Annotated in this window: 19 protein-coding genes; 10 read left to right on the top strand and 9 right to left on the bottom strand. The window is 68.0% G+C overall.

Features of this window, described 5'->3' with window-relative positions:
* The first annotated feature begins 15 nt into the window (after positions 1 to 15).
* The 3 genes from AB7P10_RS09525 to AB7P10_RS09515 all read left to right on the top strand — a co-directional run bounded on the left by AB7P10_RS09525 (position 16) and on the right by AB7P10_RS09515 (position 2,750).
* Positions 16 to 1,203 (top strand): cation:proton antiporter, encoded by a 1,188-nt coding sequence (locus AB7P10_RS09525; RefSeq protein ID WP_428293604.1) that lies wholly within the window; start codon positions 16 to 18, stop codon positions 1,201 to 1,203.
* A 2-nt stretch (positions 1,204 to 1,205) separates the two neighbouring features.
* A complete protein-coding gene (locus AB7P10_RS09520) occupies positions 1,206 to 2,330 on the top strand; it encodes a YbdK family carboxylate-amine ligase (protein WP_428293603.1) in 1,125 nt (374 codons plus the stop codon).
* Between the two features lie 162 nt (positions 2,331 to 2,492).
* Complete coding sequence (locus tag AB7P10_RS09515; RefSeq protein ID WP_428293602.1) at positions 2,493 to 2,750, top strand: hypothetical protein; 258 nt, start codon at positions 2,493 to 2,495, stop codon at positions 2,748 to 2,750.
* 19 nt (positions 2,751 to 2,769) lie between these two features.
* Here AB7P10_RS09515 and AB7P10_RS09510 read toward each other — a convergent pair whose 3' ends face one another.
* The 3 genes from AB7P10_RS09510 to AB7P10_RS09500 all read right to left on the bottom strand — a co-directional run bounded on the left by AB7P10_RS09510 (position 2,770) and on the right by AB7P10_RS09500 (position 5,693).
* Complete coding sequence (locus AB7P10_RS09510) at positions 2,770 to 3,543, bottom strand: ABC transporter permease (RefSeq protein ID WP_428293601.1); 774 nt, start codon at positions 3,541 to 3,543, stop codon at positions 2,770 to 2,772.
* A 100-nt stretch (positions 3,544 to 3,643) separates the two neighbouring features.
* On the bottom strand, positions 3,644 to 4,702 hold the full coding sequence (locus tag AB7P10_RS09505) for a glycosyltransferase 61 family protein (RefSeq protein ID WP_428293600.1): 1,059 nt from the start codon (positions 4,700 to 4,702) through the stop codon (positions 3,644 to 3,646).
* Positions 4,703 to 4,757: 55 nt separating this feature from the next.
* Entirely contained in the window at positions 4,758 to 5,693 is a 936-nt protein-coding gene (locus AB7P10_RS09500; RefSeq protein WP_428293599.1) for an ATP-binding cassette domain-containing protein, read from the bottom strand.
* A 97-nt stretch (positions 5,694 to 5,790) separates the two neighbouring features.
* Here AB7P10_RS09500 and asd point away from each other — a divergent pair, with 97 nt between their 5' ends.
* From asd to AB7P10_RS09475, 5 genes are all read left to right on the top strand, one after another.
* Positions 5,791 to 6,642, top strand: coding sequence for an archaetidylserine decarboxylase (gene asd, locus AB7P10_RS09495; protein ID WP_428293598.1), 852 nt, complete (start codon positions 5,791 to 5,793; stop codon positions 6,640 to 6,642).
* A gap of 29 nt (positions 6,643 to 6,671) precedes the next feature.
* A complete protein-coding gene (purT, locus tag AB7P10_RS09490; protein WP_428293597.1) occupies positions 6,672 to 7,874 on the top strand; it encodes a formate-dependent phosphoribosylglycinamide formyltransferase in 1,203 nt (400 codons plus the stop codon).
* Between the two features lie 105 nt (positions 7,875 to 7,979).
* Positions 7,980 to 8,528 carry a DUF3455 domain-containing protein gene (locus AB7P10_RS09485; protein WP_428293596.1) on the top strand — a complete coding sequence of 183 codons (549 nt, stop codon included), beginning with the start codon at positions 7,980 to 7,982 and terminating at the stop codon, positions 8,526 to 8,528.
* A 117-nt stretch (positions 8,529 to 8,645) separates the two neighbouring features.
* A complete protein-coding gene (locus AB7P10_RS09480; RefSeq protein WP_428293742.1) occupies positions 8,646 to 9,227 on the top strand; it encodes a sigma-70 family RNA polymerase sigma factor in 582 nt (193 codons plus the stop codon).
* Positions 9,224 to 9,967 carry an anti-sigma factor gene (locus AB7P10_RS09475; RefSeq protein WP_428293595.1) on the top strand — a complete coding sequence of 248 codons (744 nt, stop codon included), beginning with the start codon at positions 9,224 to 9,226 and terminating at the stop codon, positions 9,965 to 9,967. The genes AB7P10_RS09480 and AB7P10_RS09475 overlap by 4 nt, the downstream gene beginning before the upstream one ends.
* Before the next feature lie 4 nt (positions 9,968 to 9,971).
* Here AB7P10_RS09475 and AB7P10_RS09470 read toward each other — a convergent pair whose 3' ends face one another.
* Together AB7P10_RS09470 and AB7P10_RS09465 are read right to left on the bottom strand one after the other, a co-directional pair.
* The gene (locus AB7P10_RS09470) at positions 9,972 to 10,436 is read right to left on the bottom strand and encodes a (2Fe-2S)-binding protein (RefSeq protein ID WP_428293594.1); all 465 of its coding nucleotides are present in this window, start codon (positions 10,434 to 10,436) and stop codon (positions 9,972 to 9,974) included.
* A gap of 12 nt (positions 10,437 to 10,448) precedes the next feature.
* The gene (locus AB7P10_RS09465) at positions 10,449 to 12,722 is read right to left on the bottom strand and encodes a molybdopterin cofactor-binding domain-containing protein (protein WP_428293593.1); all 2,274 of its coding nucleotides are present in this window, start codon (positions 12,720 to 12,722) and stop codon (positions 10,449 to 10,451) included.
* A gap of 130 nt (positions 12,723 to 12,852) precedes the next feature.
* On the opposite strand from AB7P10_RS09465, the gene AB7P10_RS09460 reads away from it, so the two are divergent.
* A complete protein-coding gene (locus AB7P10_RS09460) occupies positions 12,853 to 13,416 on the top strand; it encodes a DUF2846 domain-containing protein (protein WP_428293592.1) in 564 nt (187 codons plus the stop codon).
* Positions 13,413 to 14,666 (top strand): S1C family serine protease, encoded by a 1,254-nt coding sequence (locus AB7P10_RS09455; protein WP_428293591.1) that lies wholly within the window; start codon positions 13,413 to 13,415, stop codon positions 14,664 to 14,666. Before AB7P10_RS09460 ends, AB7P10_RS09455 begins: the two co-directional genes overlap by 4 nt.
* 148 nt (positions 14,667 to 14,814) lie before the next feature.
* Here the strand turns inward: AB7P10_RS09455 and AB7P10_RS09450 are convergent, their stop codons facing one another.
* Genes AB7P10_RS09450 through AB7P10_RS09435 form a run of 4 tightly spaced genes read right to left on the bottom strand, consistent with a single transcriptional unit; the run spans position 14,815 to position 19,506 of the window.
* Complete coding sequence (locus AB7P10_RS09450) at positions 14,815 to 15,783, bottom strand: Bug family tripartite tricarboxylate transporter substrate binding protein (RefSeq protein ID WP_428293590.1); 969 nt, start codon at positions 15,781 to 15,783, stop codon at positions 14,815 to 14,817.
* A gap of 35 nt (positions 15,784 to 15,818) precedes the next feature.
* A complete protein-coding gene (locus AB7P10_RS09445; RefSeq protein ID WP_428293589.1) occupies positions 15,819 to 16,427 on the bottom strand; it encodes a 2-hydroxychromene-2-carboxylate isomerase in 609 nt (202 codons plus the stop codon).
* A complete protein-coding gene (locus AB7P10_RS09440) occupies positions 16,424 to 18,601 on the bottom strand; it encodes an acetate--CoA ligase family protein (RefSeq protein ID WP_428293588.1) in 2,178 nt (725 codons plus the stop codon). Before AB7P10_RS09440 ends, AB7P10_RS09445 begins: the two co-directional genes overlap by 4 nt.
* Entirely contained in the window at positions 18,598 to 19,506 is a 909-nt protein-coding gene (locus tag AB7P10_RS09435; protein WP_428293587.1) for an enoyl-CoA hydratase/isomerase family protein, read from the bottom strand. The genes AB7P10_RS09440 and AB7P10_RS09435 overlap by 4 nt, the downstream gene beginning before the upstream one ends.
* Between the last annotated feature and the right edge of the window lie 55 nt (positions 19,507 to 19,561).

Here is a 19,561-nt window from a genome sequence, read left to right as displayed (position 1 = left end):
CCAGGAGTCCCATCCATGGCCACTGATTACAACTTCCTGCTGCAGTCGATCGCGTGGCCCGTGGTGCTGCTGCTGGCCTGGTTTGTCGGCGAACGCGTCTATGAAACCTGGCACCTGCCGCGGGTGACGAGCTATGTCGCCGTGGGCTTGCTGGGTGGACTGATCAACCTGCCCGGCCTGACCAACGACGTGCCGGGTCTGCCGTTCCTGGCCAATGTGGCGCTCTCGCTGGTGCTGTTCGAACTGGGCTACCGCATCAATCTGCGCTGGTTCCGGCACAACCCCTGGGTGCTGCTGCTCGGCGTGGTGGAGTCGGCCGCGACGTTCGCGGCCATTTACTGGGCCAGCGCCTGGTTCGATCTGACGGTGGACCTGCGCCTGATCATTGCGGCGTTGTCCATCTCCGCCTCGCCGGCCGGCATCGTGCGCGTGGCCAACGAGCTGCGCAGCGCTGGGCAGGTGACTGAGCGCGTGCTGCACCTGTGCGCCATCAACTGCCTGATGTCCGTGATCGCGCTCAAGGTGGTGGTGGGCTACTGGTACCTCAGCACCTCGGGCGATCTGGTGCTGGCGTCCTTTGGCAGCATGTATGTGGTGGCGATTTCGCTCGCGGTCGGGGGCCTGCTGGGCGTGACCGTGCCCTGGCTGCTGCGCCGGCGCAGCACGCACGAGCGGGGTGTCACGGTGGTGTTTGCCCTGTCGGTGCTGCTGCTCACCACCGCGGCCTATGGCCTCAAGCTCTCGCCCCTGCTGGCCGCGCTCACCTTCGGCATCGTGGCGCGCGAGCGGCGCGTGCACCTGACCAACGCGCAGCGGGATTTCGGCACCGGTGGTGATCTGCTCTCGGTGTTCCTGTTCGTGTACATCGCCTCGCTGCTCGACTGGGCCGATGTCGGCACGGGCATGCTGCTGGGCACATGGCTGATCCTGGTGCGCACCGCCTCCAAGGTGGGTTGCAACCTGCTGGCGGCGCGACTGTCCGGCATCACCGAACGCAAGGGGCTTCTGACCGGCCTGGCGCTCACACCCATGTCGGCGTTCGCGATCCTGCTGCTGGAGCAGACCCGACTCTACGGCTTTGCGCCAGCGGTACAGGTGCTCTCGATCATGGCCGGCATGATGCTGCTGCAGGAACTGCTGGGTCCGGTGGTGACGCAGCGCACGCTGATGGTGGCGCACGAAACCCACGTGACCAAGGAGTAGCCATGCCATTGGAAGAATTCAAGTCCTCAGACTCGCTCACCATGGGTGTGGAGCTGGAGCTGCAGCTCGTCAACTCCTACGACTTCGACCTTTCCAGCAGCGCCAACGACCTGCTCGAACTGCTGCGGCGCAAACCCTTCCCGGGCGTGGTCACGCCCGAGATGACGCAGAGCATGATCGAGATCGCCACCGACGTGCAGCGCGAGCACGGCCCGTTGCTGGCGCAACTGCAGCAGATCCGGAACACGCTGGTGGTGGCGGGCGACCGGCTCAACATCGAGATCGCCGGTGGCGGCACGCACCCGTTCCAGCGCTGGTTCGAGCAACGCATCTTCTCCAAGCCGCGCTTCCAGCAGCTCTCCGGCCTGTATGGCTACCTGGCCAAGCAGTTCACCGTGTTCGGCCAGCATGTGCACATTGGCTGCTCGAACGCCGACGAGGCGCTGTTCCTGCTGCACTCGCTCAACCGCTACGTGCCGCATTTCATTGCGCTGTCGGCCTCGTCGCCGTTTTCGCAGGGCGTGGACACGCTGTTCGATTCGGCGCGCCTCAACTCGGTGTTCGCATTCCCGCTCAGTGGCCGCGCGCCCTTCATGCTGAGCTGGGAGGAATTCGCCAACGTCTACTTCACCAAGATGGAGAGCACCGGCGTGGTCAAGTCCATGAAGGACTTCTACTGGGACATCCGGCCCAAGCCCGAGTACGGCACGATCGAGCTGCGCGTGTGCGACACGCCGCTGACGGTGGAGCGTGCCGCCGGCCTGGCCTGCTACCTGCAGGCACTGTGCCGCCACCTGCTCGAACGCAACGAACCGCCGCCCGAGGAAGACGACTACCTGGTCTACACCTACAACCGTTTCCAGGCCTGCCGCTTCGGGCTGGACGGCATGATGGTCAACCCGCGCACCCGCGAGCAGATCAGCATCCGCGAAGACATACTGGCCACGCTGCGGCACCTCGCGCCGCACGGTGTGGCCCTGAACTCGCTGGCCGCGCTCGACGAGATCGAGCGCACGGTGGGCCGTTCGGGCAACCACGCCACCTTCCTGCGCAACCAGTTCCAGGAGACGGGCAGCGTGCAGTCGGTGGTGCGCGCCAGCGTGGAGGCCCTGCGCCGCGGGCCGTGACGGATGTCACGCACGGGGCGTAGGCGCATCACACCCCGTGTCAGGCAAGTTCCTACAACGCGAATGGGTGCGCACCGACTTAACGGTCCGGGGGGCGATCGATACAGTTTGTTTCATCGACAGCCCGTTTGTGACACCCCCCAACACCGTTAGGAAGCCGCCATGTCCACCACCGCCACCCGCCTCAATCCCTTCGTCCTGATGCTCGATCCGGAAGCCGTGATCAGCGCCATGGAAAGCAGCGCCAACCTGCGCGGCATCCGCAGCCGCATCTGCCGCCCGCTGGACAAGCCCCTGATCCCGAAGATCTACGACGCCGCCGCGCGCGAATACGACGCCGTGATCGAAGCCGAAGACTTCATGGATTCCGGCAGCGAGCTGTACTGCGAAGCCCAGCCCGCGCTGCACCACGTGCACTGAACGCCGGCCCCACGCTGGGTTACCTGGCGAAGCGTCGGCGCGTGAGCGCCAGGGCCAGCCAGAAAGCGGCCACGGTATAGGCCAGCAACACCAGTGCATGCAGCCACGGCTGCGCAGGCCACTGGTCCATGAAGAGCGGTCGCACCAGCTCGATCGCATTGGTCAGCGGCAACCAGTCCGACACCAGCCGCACCGCATCCGGCAGCTGTTCCCGGGGAAAAAACACCCCCGAGAGGAACATCATGGGGGTGAGGAACAGCGTGAAGTAGTAGGTGAAGAAGTCGTAGCCCTGCGCCAGGGCGTTGAACACCAGGGCAATGCACGAGAACGTGATGCCCACGCCCAGCAGCACCGGCCAGGCCAGCAGCAGCTTGGGGGAATGGCTGATGCCCAGCGCGAGCATCACGCCCATGATGGCCGTCACCGAGAACAGGGCCTTGAAGCCCGCCCAGAGCATCTCCGCCAGCACCACATCGTCGAGCCGCACCGGCGCGTTCATGATGCCGTCCCAGGTTTTCTGCACGTGCATGCGCGAGAAGGCCGAGTACAGGGCCTCGAAGCTGGCGGCGTTCATCGCGCTCATGCAGATGCTGCCGCTGGCGAGGAACAGGATGTAGGGCACGGCCACGCTGCCTTGCGGCGTGCTCATGTTCACCTGCCCGACCAGCGCACCCATGCCGTAGCCAAACGCCACCAGCCACATCAGCGGCTCGGCGATGTTGCCCACCAGGCTGGGAATGGCCAGCTTCTTCCAGACCAGCAGGTTGCGCAGGAACACAGGCCACCAGCGCATGGACAGGCGCGGGCGCGACCAGACAGAGGGCGCGCGGAGACGCGTGGGTGATTGAGAGGACGGCGGGATCAAGGGCGGGGTGTGCATGGTGTGGCGCCGGTCAGGCAGGGAACAGTTCCAGCGTGCGCATCATGGCATCGATGTCCACGACATACCCGTCACCGCGCCGATCGACGACCTGCACCCCGAAATGGATCCCGGCGGCGATCGCGTAGCCAAAATTGGTGGCGGTGAGCCGATCCGATTGAATGAACGTGAGCAGACTGGTTCCCGGGCGCATCGAGAAATACAGATGATTCAGATGGCTTCCGTCCATGCTCACCACCCGCGGTGCAGCGCAAGCCATTCGGTAGATCTCCGCGCCTCGCAGGTTGTCGATGTCGAGCACCTGAAAGCCTTCGCGCTCCAGTCGTTGAATCACCTCTTCCTCGTTCAACACAACGCGGGCAACACCCATGCTGCCCCGTCTCAGATAGAGAGGGCGTGCGATGGGCGCGGGAGGTCCAAAGTGCCGGGCGGCGCGAGCGCGCAAGGTGGCGTAGCGCTGTCGTTTGGATGAGCCTTGCGAGAAATCCTGAAACACGGACAGTTCGCGCACCCATGCGTTGGCCGCTGTATCGGGCCGCAGTTCGAACGCATTGACATATTCACGCGCATGGGGCCAGTCTTTGCGCACGTCCAGCAGCAGGGCTTCCTCAGGGCGCGCCAGAAGGGCGGTTGCGCATGCATCCTGAAGCCAGTGGCCAAAGTACTGGCGCGAGACCGCTGACATGCAGTAGGCGGCTTGCGGGATTTCCTTGATGGGACCGCGCGGAATCCTCTGGAGGCGGGCGCTGCTTTTGCGGATGTGGCCGCCGGCGAACTCGACGCCATGTGGATGAACAAGGCAGTCCCGGAACGTGTACCGCACCACCGGAGCATGGGGCGCTGAAGGTCGGGAGAAAAACGCCAGTTCCCTGGCCAGGGTGCTGTGTCCCGGAACGCCGCTGGTGGCCCGTTCCAGTTGCCCGGGCAGGCAGTACAAACGCGGCACCTCTTCCTCTTCCTGCTCCTGAATCACTTCGACATCCACCGCCGCGTCCGACCAGGACGGCTCGAAGCCGACAACGCTCAACGCCATGTTGAGCAGGGCGCGGTATCGAATGAGGGAGAGTTTCAATGCAGGGACCCCGTATTCAAAGTGTGATCGGCAGAATCGCAAGCGGGCTTTAACTTCAGCCGTCTTCCCGTATCTGCCGGCCGGTGAGTTTCAGGAACAGGTCCTCCAGATTCGCCGGCCGATGCAGCGTGCGCAGGTGGTGGTGCGCACCCAGCGCCGCGAGCAGTGGCATGGCCCGCGCGGTGTAGAAGAACACGGTCTCGCCGCTCACCTCGACGCGCGCGGCCAGGGCGCGCAGCGCGGCGTGTTCTTCGGCCTGCGCCAGCGCCAGTGCACCCTGGCCGTAGACCTCCACCACGTCGGGCTCCAGGTGCTGGGCGATCAGTTCGCGCGGGCGGCCCTCGGCGATCTTGCGGCCATGGTCCAGCACCAGCAGGCGCGAACACAGCCGCTCGGCCTCGTCCATGAAGTGCGTGGTCAGCAGAATGCTCTTGCCCTGTTGCAGCAGCATCTGCAGACGTTCCCACATGAGGTGGCGCGCCTGCGGGTCGAGCCCGGTGGTGGGCTCGTCGAGCATCAGCAGCTTGGGGTCGTTCACCAGCGCGCGCGCCAGCGACAGGCGCCGCTTCATGCCGCCCGAGAGTTCGCCGGGCCTGGCATCGGCCTTGTGCGCCAGCGCAGCGAAATCGAGCAGTTGGGGGGTGCGTTCACGCACGGTGGCGGCCGCAAGGCCGAAGTAGCGGCCGTACACCAGCAGGTTCTCGGCGCACGAGAAATCGGGATCCAGCGTGTCCATCTGGCTTACCACGCCCAGCTGTGCCTTGATGGCCAGCGCATCGCGCGGCATGTCCAGGCCGAAGGCGGTGATGCTGCCCGCGTCCGGCGCGGTCAGGCCCAGGCACATGCGGATGGTGGTGGTCTTGCCCGCGCCGTTGGGCCCGATGACACCCAGGCATTCACCCGGGTGGATAGCAAAACCCAGGTCGTTCACCACGGTGCTGTTGCCGTAGCGTTTGACGAGGTGGCGGCATTCGAACAGCGTGTCTGTCATGCGCCGGCATTGTGCCTGCACACCCGAAGCGCCACGGAGGAGCGCCCTACAATCCGTGGCTGCCCGAGAGGGTCTTGTCGCACCGGATTGCCTGCCCATGTCTTTCGCCGTTTCCCTGCAGTACGTGTTCCCGAAGCGCGCGCTGACCGAGTTTGCCCGTTGGGTGGCCAATGGCCGATGGGGTGCCATCACCCAGTGGATCATCCGCCGCTTCATTCGCAAGTACGGCGTGAACATGGCCGAAGCCGCGAACCCGGCGCCGACGGCCTACGCCAGCTTCAACGAGTTCTTCACGCGCGCGCTGCGCGATGGCGCGCGCCCGCTGGCCGACGCCCCCTTTGTCTGTCCCGTGGACGGCGCCATCAGCCAGTTCGGCGCGATCGCCCGCGACCAGATCTACCAGGCCAAGGGCCACACCTACAGCACGCGAGCGCTGGTGGGCGGCGACGCCGCGCTGGCAGCGTTGTTCGACGACGGCGCCTTCGCCACCATTTACCTGAGCCCCAAGGACTACCACCGCATCCACATGCCGGCGGCGGCCACGCTGCGGCGCATGATCCATGTGCCCGGCGACCTGTTTTCGGTCAACCCTGCCACGGCGCAGGGTGTGCCGGGGCTGTTCGCGCGCAACGAGCGCGTGGTCTGCGTGTTCGACCTGCAGGTGGGTGAGACCACCGTGCCTTTTGTGCAGGTGCTGGTGGGCGCGACCATTGTTGGCAGCATGGCCACCACCTGGCACGGCGTGGTGAACCCGCCGCGCCCAGGCACGGTGCGCGAATGGACGTATGACGACAGCCCGGTGCACCTGCAACGCGGTGAGGAGATGGGCCGCTTCCTGCTTGGCTCCACCGTGGTGCTGCTCTGGCCGCGCGACACCATCGCCTTCAACCCCGACTGGGCGCCCGGCAACATGGTGCGCCTGGGCGAAGCCATGGGCGACGCCCTCTGAACTTGCTTTCCATTCATCCTGGAGTTTCCATGACCACGCTTGGCACCCCTCTGTCTCCCTCGGCCACCCGGGTCATGCTGCTGGGCTCAGGCGAACTCGGCAAGGAAGTGCTGATCGCGCTGCAGCGCCTGGGCGTGGAAACCACCGCGGTGGATCGCTACGACAACGCGCCCGGCCAGCAGGTGGCGCACCATGCGCGCACCATCACCATGAGCGACCCCGATCAGCTGAAAGCGCTGATTGAGGCCGAGCGCCCGCACCTGGTGGTGCCCGAGATCGAGGCCATTGCCACACCGGTGCTGCAGGAGCTTGAGGCTGCCGGCGTGGTGCGCGTGATCCCCACCGCACGCGCCGCGCGCCTGACCATGGACCGCGAAGGCATCCGCCGCCTGGCCGCCGAGACACTGGGGCTGCCGACCAGCCCCTACAGGTTCTGCGACTCGCTGCAGGAACTGCAGGCCGCCATCGACGCCGGCATCGGCTACCCCTGCATCGTCAAGCCGGTGATGAGCAGCAGCGGCAAGGGGCAAAGCAGGATCGACGGACCGGCCGACGTGCAGAAGGCCTGGGACTGCGCCATGTCGGGCGGCCGGGTCGGCCCGGGCCGCGTCATCGTCGAGGGCTTCATCGACTTCGACTACGAGATCACCCAGCTCACCGTGCGTGCCCTCGGGGCCGACGGCCAGGTTGCAACCCACTTCTGCGACCCGATCGGCCATGTGCAGGTCAGCGGCGACTACGTGGAGAGCTGGCAGCCCCACCCCATGACGCCGGCCGCGCTCGCCGAGTCGCGCCGCATTGCCCGGGCCGTGACGGATGACCTCGGCGGCCAGGGCCTGTACGGCGTCGAGCTCTTCGTCAAGGGCGATCAGGTCTGGTTCAGCGAGGTCAGCCCGCGCCCGCACGACACCGGCATGGTGACCATGATCACGCAATGGCAGAACGAATTCGAACTGCATGCGCGCGCCATCCTGGGTCTGCCGGTGTCCACCGAATTGCGCAGCCCGGGCGCCAGCGCCGTCATCTACGGTGGCGTGGACGCGACCGGCATTGCGTTCGACGGCGTGGACGACGCCCTGCGCGTGCCGCAGACCGAGCTGCGCCTGTTCGGCAAGCCCGAGAGCTTCACGAAGCGCCGCATGGGCGTGGCGCTGGCGTTTGATGCCGACGTGGACACGGCCCGCGAGCAGGCGAAGCTGGCGGCCTCGAAGGTCCGGCCACGCCGGGCCTGAAACTTTTTTGCATCGGGCTGCATCCGGAATCCGTGCTGGGGCGTAGTGGAAGCAGTGGCGCTGTCTCGCGCCACTGTCCACAACCCACCACCGAGGAGTTTTCCGATGATCATCAAGACCACCCTGGCCGCCACCGCGGCCCTCGCCCTGTCCGCCTGCGCGTCCGGCATGGGCGCACCCGCCATGATGTTTTCCCAGGACAAGCTGCCCGACGCCGTGAAGGTTCCCGCCGGCAACAAGGTGGCCATGGAAACCGTGGGCGTGGGCCAGATCACCTACGAATGCCGTGCGAAGAAGGACATGGCCGGCCAGTTCGAATGGGTGTTTGCCGGCCCCGATGCCCGGCTGCTTGACCGCAGCGGCAAGCAGGTGGGCAAGTACTACGGCCCGCCCGCGACCTGGGAAGCCATGGACGGTTCGAAATTCACCGGCACGCAGCTCGCCGTCGCACCCGGCGGTGCGGGCAACATCCCGTTCCAGCTGGTCAAGTCCAACCCGGCCATGGGCAGCGGCGCCATGACCGGCGTGACCTATGTGCAGCGCGCGGCCACCCAGGGCGGCGTGGCACCGGCGCTGCCCTGTGGCGCGTCCAACATGGGCGCCCGGCAGATCGTGCAGTACCAGGCCGACTACATCTTCTACAAGGCTTCCTGATGCAGCGGTGGCGGCAGCGGGCCACGTGTCGGCCCCGCCACCCCGCCCCGATCGGCTAGTATGGCCGGCAGCCCCGAGGCCCGGTGCCTTCGCGCACCGGTTCGCGGTACCCACGCCCTGCCGCCGCACCGACCCTTGCGCCTTCCCGACCCCGACACCTTCGACCACGATGCCGCCCTGGCCGCCTGCGCGCGGGGCGACCGTGCGGCCCTGCGCCGGCTGTACGAACGCGAAGCGGGTTTCTTGCTGGGTGTGGCGCTGCGCATCGTGCGCGACCGCGCCGCCGCCGAAGACGTGTTGCACGACGCATTCATGAACTTCTGGACCAAGGCCGCGACCTTCGACGCCCGCCGCGGTGCCGGGCGGGGCTGGATGGTCGGCATCGTGCGCCACCGCGCCCTGGACGCCGTGCGCGCCGGCGCACGCACCGTCTCGGCCGACGAGGAGACGATGGACGCCCTGCGCGACGACGAGGACGCCGCGCCCGACATGGCCGAGGCCTTCGCCACGCGCGCCGACCTCGGGCGGCTTGACGTCTGCCTGGCGCGGCTGGACACCGCCAAGCGCAACTGCGTGCTCTACGCCTACCTGGACGGCTGCACGCACACCGAGATCGCCGAGCGCCTGGGGGCGCCACTGGGTTCGGTCAAGGCCTGGATTCGCCGCGGCCTCAACTCGTTGCGGGAGTGCCTCGCATGAACACGCCGGACCACGATCCCGTCGACGAACTGGCCTCGGGCTACGTGCTGGGCACGCTCCCGGCCGCGCGCCGGCGCGAGGTGCAGCAGCGCCTGGCAACGGACGATGCCGCGCTTCGCGCCGCCGTGGACCGCTGGGAACAACGCCTGCTGCCGCTGAGCGCGCTGGCCGAGCCGGTGCAGCCTTCGCCGGCCCTGTGGTCGCGCATCGAAAGCGCCATCGCCGATCAGCCCGCGCCCGCCGCTGCGGTGCCGGTGCGCCAGCGCCCGTCCACGCGCGCCAGCGCCTGGCAGCGCTGGTGGGGCAGCCTGGGCTTCTGGCGCGCGGTGGCCGCCACCGGTTTCGTGGCGGCTTCGGTGGCGGCGCTGCTGCCGGTCACCAGCCTGTTCGCGCCCGCCGCGCCGCAGTACATGGTTGTGCTGGTTGCGCCCGATGGCACGCAGCCAGGCTGGATCGTGAAGACCCAGGGCAAGGACCGACTGCAACTGGTGCCACTGGGCACGACCACGGTGCCGGAACAGCGTTCGCTGCAGTTCTGGACCAAGGCCGACACCTGGAGCGCACCGGTGTCGCTGGGCCTGGTGCAGCCCGGCCGGCCGCTGGAAGTGACGATCGATCAGCTGCCACCGCTGGTGCCCAACCAGTTGTTCGAGATCACGCTGGAGCCCTACAACGGCTCGCCCACCGGCCGCCCGACCGGCCCCATCCTCTACATCGGGCGTTCGGTCAAGCTCATCTGACCGTTCAGGTGTCTGGCAGGGCCTTGGCCGCCTGGTGGATCGCCACGCGGATGCGTGGGTAGGTGCCGCAGCGGCAGAGGTTGCCGCCCATGGCCGCGTCGATCGCCGCGTCGTCGGGCCGGGGATTGGCCTGAAGCAGCGCGCAGGCGCTCATGAGCTGCCCGCCCTGGCAGTAACCGCACTGCACCACATCCACCTCGGTCCATGCCGCGCGCAGCGCCTCGGCCTGCGGGCCTTGCAGGCCTTCGATGGTGGTGATGTCCTGGCCCGCGACCGCAGAGACCGGTGTGACGCAGGAGCGAATGGCGCTGCCATTGGCATGCACGGTGCAGGCGCCGCACATCGCCATGCCGCAGCCGAACTTGGTGCCGATGAGCCGCAGGTCGGCGCGCAGCACCCACAGCAGCGGCGTATCGGGTTCAACCTCGACGGTGACGGACTGACCGTTGACGGTGAGCGTGGTGGTCATGTCGCGGTTTCCTCAGGCCAGTTTCAGGGGCAGGCTGCGCAGGCGCTGGCCGGTGAGCGCGAACAGCGCGTTGGCCACGGCGGGCGCGATCGGTGGCACACCCGGTTCGCCCACGCCCTCGGGGTGGCCGGTGCCCGGCAGGATCAGGCATTCGACGGTGGGTGCCTCGTTCAGGCGCAGGACGGGCTGGTCATGGAAGTTGCCCTGCTGCACCTGCCCGTCGACGATGTCCACCCCGCCGTGCAAGGCGGCCGACAGGCCGAAAATCACCGCCCCTTCCAGCTGCTGGCGCACGCCGGCGGGGTTGACCGCCAGGCCGCAGTCGATCGCGCACCAGACGCGGTGCACGCGGATGGCCTTGTCGGCGCTGATGGACACCTCAGCCACCTGCGCCACCGTTGAGCCAAACGAATCGTGCAGCGCGATGCCGCGCGCGGTCTTCGCGCCATCGGGCGCGGGCTTTGAGGCCGCGCCCCAGCCTGCGGCCCGGGCAGCGGCTTGCAGCACCGCGAGCTGTTTGGGGTGGTTGCGCAGCAGGGTCTCGCGAAAAGCCAGGGGGTCCTTTTTGGCGGCATGCGCGCATTCGTCGAGAAAGCCTTCCTTGAAGAAGGCCTGGTGCGAGTGCCCCACCGAGCGCCAGAAGCCCACCTGCAGCGGCAGGTCGACGTTGACGTGCGCGATGCGCGCGGCCGGCCATTCGTAGGCCTGGTCGAACGCGCCTTCGCTGGCGGTCTTGTCCGGGCCGCCACCGGGCAGGCCGAAGGTGCGCCGCAGCACCTGCGGCACGATGGCCTGGCCGGCGCTGATGTTCTTCCACGCCACCAGGGCACCCTGGGCGTCGAGCCCCGCCTCGAAGCGCGCCGCGCAGGCCGGGCGAAACAAGTCGTGCCGCGTGTCCTGCTCGCGGCTCCAGATCGTCTGCACCGGCTGGCCCGGCATGGCCCGTGCGATGGCCGCGGCCTGCGCGATGAAGTCCACTTCCAGCCGCCGGCCGAATCCACCACCGAGCAGCAGCACGTGCACCGTGACAGCCTCGTCAGGCAGGCCCAGCGCCTCGGCGGCGGCCGCGCGCGCCAGCCCGGGGACCTGCGTCGACACCCAGACCGTGGCCTTGTTGCCTTCGAACAGAACAGTGCAGTTGATCGGTTCGAGCGCCATGTGCGCGAGGTAGGGCGCGCGGTACTCGGCCTCGATGCGCTGGGCGGCGCCGGCCAGCGCCGCGTCGGTCTCGCCGAGCTCGAAGAACGCATAGCCCTCTTCGGCCCGCGCGGTGCGCGCGAGCTGCTCCATCACCTCCTTGCTGCTGAAGCTGGCGAGTTCGCCGTGGTCCCACTGCGCGTCGATCGCCTGCGCGGCTTTGCGCGCGCGCCAGGGGTGGTCGGCGATCACGGCCACACCACCGGTGCCACCGCGCAGGGGCGCCACTTCGACCACGGCCTTCACACCCGGTACCGCGCGCGCAGCGGCATCGTCGAAGCGCAGTGCCTTCCCGCTCAGCGTGGGGCACATCTTCACGCTGGCGTACAGCAGCCCATCGGGCAGCGCGTCGATGCCGAAGCGCGCGCTGCCATCGATCTTGCCGGGCGTGTCGATGCGACGCGTGGCCTGGCCGATCAGGCGAAATCGCTCCGGTGTCTTGAGCACCGGCTTGCGTGGCAATGCCTGTTGCGCCGCAGCGGCGGCCAGCGCGCCATAGCCCAGGCGGCGGCCGTCGGGCGCGATCACCTCGCCGCGCTCGGCGCTGCAGTCCTGCGGCGCAATGCCCCACTGGGCGGCCGCTGCGGCCACCAGCATCGCGCGCGCGGAAGCGCCCGCCTGGCGCATGGGCAGCCACAGGTCCTTCACGCTGGACGAGCCGCCGGTCATCATCACGCCGACCTCGCGCATGGTCTTGGCGGTGAGCCACTTCACGGCGTCGAGCACCACGCTGTCGGTGTCCGGATGCACCGGAAGGCCGTCGACCACCGAGGCGATGTTGTTGTAGATGTCATCGATCGGCGAGGCCTGCCAGGTCACGCGCGACCAGTCGGCGTCCAGCTCCTCGGCCAGCAGCATGCACAGCGACGTGACCACGCCCTGTCCCATCTCGCTCTTGGCCAGCATCACCGTGACCGTGCCGTCGCGCGCGATCCGGACCCAGCCGTTGAAGGCGATCTCGCCCTCGCCGGCGGGCAGCGGTTGCGAGGCGGTGAGCCGCTGGCGCGGCGGCAGCACCCCCCAGCCGATCACCAATGCGCCGGTGGCGGCCAGGGTGCCGAGGATGAACTTGCGTCGGGTGGAGGCCATGGCGTGCTTCTGGTGGGACGTCGGCGCAGCTTAAACCCGAATGGCGCTTGAGGGACCGCATGCGTGGAAACCCGGGTTTGCGTTTTGTTACATTGAGCGCCAATCACGGAAACAAGGCTTGGAGGCGGAAATGGGTTCAGCCCGGTGGTGGGTGCTGGTGTGGGCGGGTGTGTGCGTGCTGTTCCTCTCCGGCTGTGCGGCCACCGGCTTGAACTATGCGTCGGTGTCCGGCTCCCTTCCGCCCCTGAAGGAGAACGGATGCCGCGTCTTCTTCTACCGCAGCGGCTCCATCGTGGGCGCCGCGCTGCAGCCTGAAATCCGCCTGGACCTTCAGGTGGTGGGCCGGTCGCAGCCCGGGGGATTTTTCTACGTCGACACAGTGCCGGGCCGGCATCTGGCCAGTTCGCAGACCGAGGTGGAGGCGCGGCTGGAGTTCGACATCGAAGCGGGCCAGACGCTGTATGTGGAGTCCAGCATCGGCTTTGGCCTGCTGGTCGGGCGGGTGCAGCTGAACCTGAAGCCGGAAGGCACGGCCTTGGCGGACCTGTCCTCGCTGCGCTATACCGGGACGGAGGTGCTCGTGGCCCAGCCGGCCTCGCCACCTGTTGTGGCGCGTGAGTTGCCTCGCGGTCGCGTCACGATGGACGACCTGGAAGCCTTGCTGCCTCCAACGGCCCAAGGAGGTGCGCGATGAGCGGGCGTTGCTGGATCGCCATGGCCGGCCTGCTGGCCAGCGCGTCCGCCTGGTCGCTGGAGCCGGACGCGCTGTTCGCCAAGGTGGTGCCCAGCGTGTGGACGGTGCGGGCCAGCGATGCCCAGGGCCGTCACACGTCGCAGGGCAGTGCGGTGGTGATCGGGCCTGGCCGCCTGGTGACCAACTGCCACGTGCTGGCCAGGATGAGCCACTTCCAGGTGACGAAGGACAACGTGAGCTACGGCGGCAAGCTGGAGTTTCCCGACCCCGAGAACGACCTCTGTCAGATCCGTGTCGACAACTTCCATGCGCCCGCGGTGGAAATGGCCGACATGGACACGCTGCGCGTGGGTGCGCGGGTGTATGCCATCGGCACGCCGCAGGGGCTGGAGACGACGCTGAGCGACGGGCTGTTGTCGGGGCTGCGCCGCGACGGCACGGGGCAACTGATGTTTGTGCAGACGACCACGCCCATTTCGCCGGGTTCCAGTGGTGGCGGCTTGTTCGACGTGGAAGGCCGCCTGATCGGGATCACGACGTTCACCCGGCGCGAGTCTCAGAACATCAACTTTGCCGTGCCGGCCTACCGCGTTGCTGAAGTGGCGGAGCGGTCCCGCCGGCTGCTGGAGCAGCGCAATGCACCCCGAGTGTCCAGCCCCGCCATCGCCGCACCTTCAGGGCCCACCGAACTGACCGCCCAGCGGCAGCCTGGCGACTGGTTCGAGTACGAGATCACCGACCACTACACGCAGCTGACGCAGAGCGTGAATCTGCGCGTGGATCGCGTGACGGCCGACACTGTGGTCTTCAACGGCGGTTCGCGTGTGGAGGGGATGGACGGCAAGGCGAAGGGTTCCCAGGCGCACGCACTGGTCGAACTCGACATGGTGACGCCTTCCGGTGGGTGGGCGCCCGGGGGACAAGTGATGAAAGGCGTGCGTCAGCTCAAGGTGTCCGCCAGTTGGCAGAACCAGCCCGCCAGCTACGACCTGACGGCTGCGGCCTCACCCGAACAACTGCTTCGGGTGGGCGAGGTCGAATACAGCGCGGTGCGCATCGACCTGCAGGGCTGGCACGGCCGGGTCTTCGGGCTCTTCCATATCAACGTTCCCTACCGCGCCACGGTCTGGTATGCACCCGCCCTGAATCGGGTGATTCGCTTCAATGCCGAATTTCGCAACAGCGGCAGCGCGAGTGGCAGCACGCGGGTCAATGAAACCCTGGAACTGGTCCGCGCGGGCCGCAACTGACGCCTTTGCATTCGCATCAGAACCCAACCAGCCCCTGTCACACCCGCGCGACACGGTGCACCGCACTCCATGGTGGAGTGGATGGCGCCCAACGGCATGGCGTCGGGCTGAATTGAACTCAGCGCCCCAGGGCGCGCAAGGGAGCGCGTCAGGGCGCGATGCCTGCTTCCTTGATGAATCCGTTCCACTTCGTGCTTTCCGCTGCCTGGTAGCGCGCCAGCTCCTGCGCCGTGCCGCCGGCCACATCGGCGCCCAGGTCGCGCAGGCGTAGACCGAGTTCCGGGGTGCGCAGCGCGGCATTGATCGCCTGGTTGAGTTTCGTCGTGACGTCCGCGGGCATGCCGGCCGGCCCGAACACGCCATACCAGACCGTGACGTCGAAGCCCGCCAGGCCGGACTCGGCGACGGTGGGCACGTCCGGCATCAGCGACGAGCGCTTGGGCGTCGTCACCGCCAGTGCCTTGAGCTTGCCGCTGCGCACCAGCGGCAACACCGTCGGCATGCTTTCGAACGCCATTTCCACGCGACCGCCGACCAGGTCCTGCAAGGCCGGTGCGCTGCCCTTGTAGGCCACGTGGGTGATCTCCACGCCGGCCATGCGTTTGAACAGTTCGCCCGCGAGGTGCTGCATGGAACCATTGCCGACCGAGGCAAAGTTGTAGCTGTTGGGCTTGGCCTTGAGGTGCGCGATCAATTCCTGTACCGAGTTGGCCGGCACCGACGCGGGCACGACCAGCACGTTGGGCACCGTGCCAACGAGCACGATGGGTGTGAACGACTTCACCGGGTCGTAGGGCAGGCCGGGCACCATGCTCAAGGCGGTGGCGTGTGTGCCGGGGCTGCCCAGGGTGATGGTGTGGCCGTCGGGTGCTGCCTTGGCCACCATGTCGGTCCCGATGGTGCCGGACGCGCCGGGCTTGTTGTCCACCACCACGGGCTGGCCCAGGGTCTTGGAGATTTCGACGCCGATGGCGCGAGAGAGCACGTCGTTGCCGCCCGCGGGCGCCCAGGGCGATATCCAGCGGATGGGCTTGTTGGGGTAGGACTGCGCGGCGGCAAGGCCGGTGGTGGCCACGGCGCACAGCGCCAGCAGGAGGCGGGTCAAGAACTTTTTCATGGTCGTGGTTCCTTTCGCTTGAACAACAGAGGGCATCAGTCGGCGCGCAAGGCGCGTTCCACAAAGTCGAGGCGGTCCTGCCCGAAGTGCAGGTCGCCATCGACGACGAAACTGGGCACGCCGAACACGCCCGCGGCCATGGCTTCGGTGGTGTTCGCGTCGAAGCGCGCGCGCATGGACAGCGTGGCGGCATCGGCCAGCAGCCTGTCCGCATCCAGGCCTTGTTCGCGCGCGATCTGCGCAAGCGTCGCTTCTCTGGAGATGTCGAGGTCGTGGACCCAGACGCCGGCCAGCATGCGCTGCGCCAGCGGCCAGACGACCTCGCTGCCGCGCGCATCTTCGGCCGCCATCAGCAACTGCGCGGCGAGCGATTCGTCCACTGGGTGATGGGCCGGCCTGGCATTCACCGGCATGGCCAGCCAGGCCGACCAGCGCTCACGTTCGCGCGCGCGAAACGCCTGGCGCGCGGGCGACATGGCGGCCAGCGGTGTGCCACCGGTTTCCCGGAAGACGCGCAGCAGGTCGATCGGGCGGTAGGCTACGGTGGCGCCGGTTGCACGCGCGATCGCGTGAAAGCGCGGCCCGCCAAAGTAAACCCAGGGCGAGAGCACCGAGAAGAAGAAGGTGACGGTCTTTCCGCTCATGCAGCGGTGTCCTGTGAAGGCGCATCGCCGCGCGCCAGCACCACGGCGTCGAGCGCAAGCACACCCTGGCCGGCGGCGAACACGCGCAGCGGGTTGATCTCGATCGACTCCAGCGTGTCCGCATGGCGCACCGCCAGTTGTGACAGCCGAACGATCACATCGGCCAATGCGTCGATGTCGGCCGCGGGTGCGCCGCGATGACCCCGCAGAAGCGCGTGGGCGCGGAGTTCGCGCAGCATCTCGTGCGCCTGTTCGCGCGAGACCGGTGCGATGCGCAAGGCCACGTCGTTGAACAGCTCGACGAAGACGCCTCCCAGGCCGGCCACGACGACCGGCCCGAAGATCGGATCGCGCTGCACGCCGACGATGAACTCCAGGCCCGGGCCGACCATGGGCGCCACCAAGGCGCCATCAACCTGTGCGTTCGGGGCTTCACGGCGCACGCGCGCCATCATCTCGCGCCAGGCGCTGGCCAGGGCGCGGTCGTCGCGCAGGTTCAGGGCCACGCCCCCCACTTCGGTCTTGTGCACGATGTCGGGCGACAGCACCTTGAGCACGACGGGGTAGCCGGTCCGCCGGGCAGCGTTGATCGCTTCGTCTTCGGTGGTCGCCACCATTTCGATGGGCGCGGGGATGCCGCAAGCGGTCAGCACCTGCTTGACCGCGTGCTCGGTGCGCGCCTCGGCCAGGGTCTGGGCGCTGAGGTCGGGCAGCAGGCTGGACGCCAGGCGAGGGCCCGCGCAGCGGTGGCGTTGCCGGGCCGCGGCGAGCGATCTGAGTGCGGCCACGGCGCGCATGGCGCGCGTGGTGTCCTCGAACAGCAGGTAGCCCGCCGCCTGCATCTGCTGCGAGAGCGCGGGCGGCGCGAGCATGGACAGCACCAGCAACACCTGCGGAAACTCCTGCCGCAGGCGCGTGAGGATGTCGGCCAATGGCGCCTGCAGGTGCGGCGCATGCGGCATCGCGGTGAGGAACAGCAATACGCACTCGTAGTTGCCTTCCTGCAGCATGGTGCGCAAGAAGGTTTCGAAGACCTGCATGTCGGCCCAGATCTGCGCCGTGCCATCCACCGGGTTGCGCACCGAGGCGTGCGGCAGCAGCGCCCGCAGGCGCTCTTGCGCGAGCGCCGGCATCGGGGTGAGGTCCAGTCCGTTCTGTTCGGCCGCGTCCGCCGTGAGCACGCCGATGCCACCCGACACGGTGAACACGCCAACGCGGCCCTCGCGCGGCATCACGCCGCTGGCGCAGGCGCGGGCCACGTCGAAGAAGTCTTCCACCGAATGCGCGCGGTGCACGCCATATTCGTGGAACAGCGCGTCGAACACGCGGTCGTCACCCGCGAGCGCGCCGGTGTGCGACTGCACGGCCGCGCGCCCCACGTCGGAGCGGCCAGCCTTCACCATGATCACCGGCTTGCCCGCCATCTGCGCCAGCGCCAGCGCCTCGATCAGGCGCTCGGGCGACTTGCAGCCTTCCATGTAGCCCATGATTACGTCGATGTCCGGGTCCTGCGAGAAGTGCGCGATGCAGTCCGCCAGCTCGACGTCGCACTCGTTGCCGGTGGTGACCCAGGCACCCAGCGGCAGGCCTTGCTCGCGCGCCATCACCAGCGCCTGTCCTCCGAACGCGCCGCTCTGGCTGACCAGCGCCACGCGCCCGAGCGGGGGCAGGCCGAGGTCGACCATGAAGGCGAAGGTGCCGAGGAAGCCGCTGCGCAGGTTCATGAAGCCCATGCAGTTCGGCCCGAGGATGCGCATGCCGCTGTCGCGGGCGATCATGCCCAGTTCGGCCTGTGCGGCGCGACCCACTTCGCCAACCTCCGCAAAGCCTGAGCTGAACACCGTCACCGCGCGCACACCGCGCTCGGCGCAGGCCCGAACGGCGGACAGGACCGCGCTGCCGGGAAGCGCGATGATGGCGTGGTCCACGGGCGAGGGGATTTGGTCAAGGTCGGCGTAGGCGCGCAGACCCTGCACCTCGGTGGCGCGTGCATTCACGGGATAGATCGGTCCGTTGAAGCCGTGCGTGCGCAAGAACTTCACGGGCCGTCCGCCGATCTTGGTGGCGTCCGACGAGGCGCCCAGGATGGCCACCGAACGCGGGTTCAACAACGCATCGAGCGAGCGCGGCTTCGCCAGGGCCTGCAAGCCTGGGTCGTCGCTCAGGTCGGTCATGGCGTGGCGCCTTTCTGCGCGGCGGGATGGCGGGCCGCGAAGAACGCGGCGACGAGGCTCTGGGTTTGTGTGGAAGAGGCCAGGCGCAGATAGGCCGAGCGTTCGTGTTGCGCGCCCTCGGAAAAGGGTTGTTCGGCCGCGCTGGCTATGAGGGTGATGGCTTCTTGCGCCGCCTCCCGGTCGCCCCAGCGTTCGGTGGCGAGGGCGCGGTAGCGCGCGATGAGCGCCGGAGGCGCAGCACCGTCCGGCACCGGGGATTCGGCCGTGCGCCGCCAGGACAACTGGCCCCCGACGATGGCCAGGGCGTGCGTGCTCGCGGCCTCGCGCAGGTTGCCGCCTTCGGGCACGACCGCGTCGAGCAAGCCGGCGGCTTGTGCGCTGGCTGCGTCCATCGGCTGGGAAAGCACCACCATGCGCAACGCTGCTTCCACACCCACCAGGCGCGGCAGGCGCTGCGTGCCACCGGCACCCGGCACAAAGCCGAGATTCACCTCGGGGAGTGCGAGCAAGGCGTCGTGCGAACCGATGCGCGCATGGCAAGCCATTCCGAGCAGCACGCCGCCGCCAATGGCCTTGCCTTGCAACGCCACCACAACAGGCTTGGGAAAGGCTTCCACCAGCTCGGCCAGTTCGCTGAGCGTGGTGCTGCCGGGCGGATCGGGTCGGCCGACCTCACGCAGATCACCGCCGCCGGAGAACATGCGACCTTCGCTGGCGATCACCACGGCCTGCGTTTTCGGCTCATCGCGGACCGCGAGCAGCGCATCGAACAGCGCCCGGCGCACACGACGGTTCATCGCGTTCACCGGCGGTTGGTGGATTTCCAGCAGGGCGACGCCGCCCGTTCGCCGTGTGACGACAGCGGGCGCATCTTCGAGGACAGGTGTCTGGACAACGGCATTCATGGGCACAGTGTGGTTCAGATAAACATTCTTAAATAGTGAGTTGTTTTGATCATTC

Origin of the sequence: Hydrogenophaga sp., from assembly GCF_050182545.1 — a bacterium.
In the GTDB taxonomy this organism is placed as follows: Bacteria; Pseudomonadota; Gammaproteobacteria; order Burkholderiales; family Burkholderiaceae_C; genus Hydrogenophaga.
The sequence above is the reverse complement of the archived record's forward strand: the minus strand, read 5'-3'. Positions and strand labels throughout refer to the sequence as shown.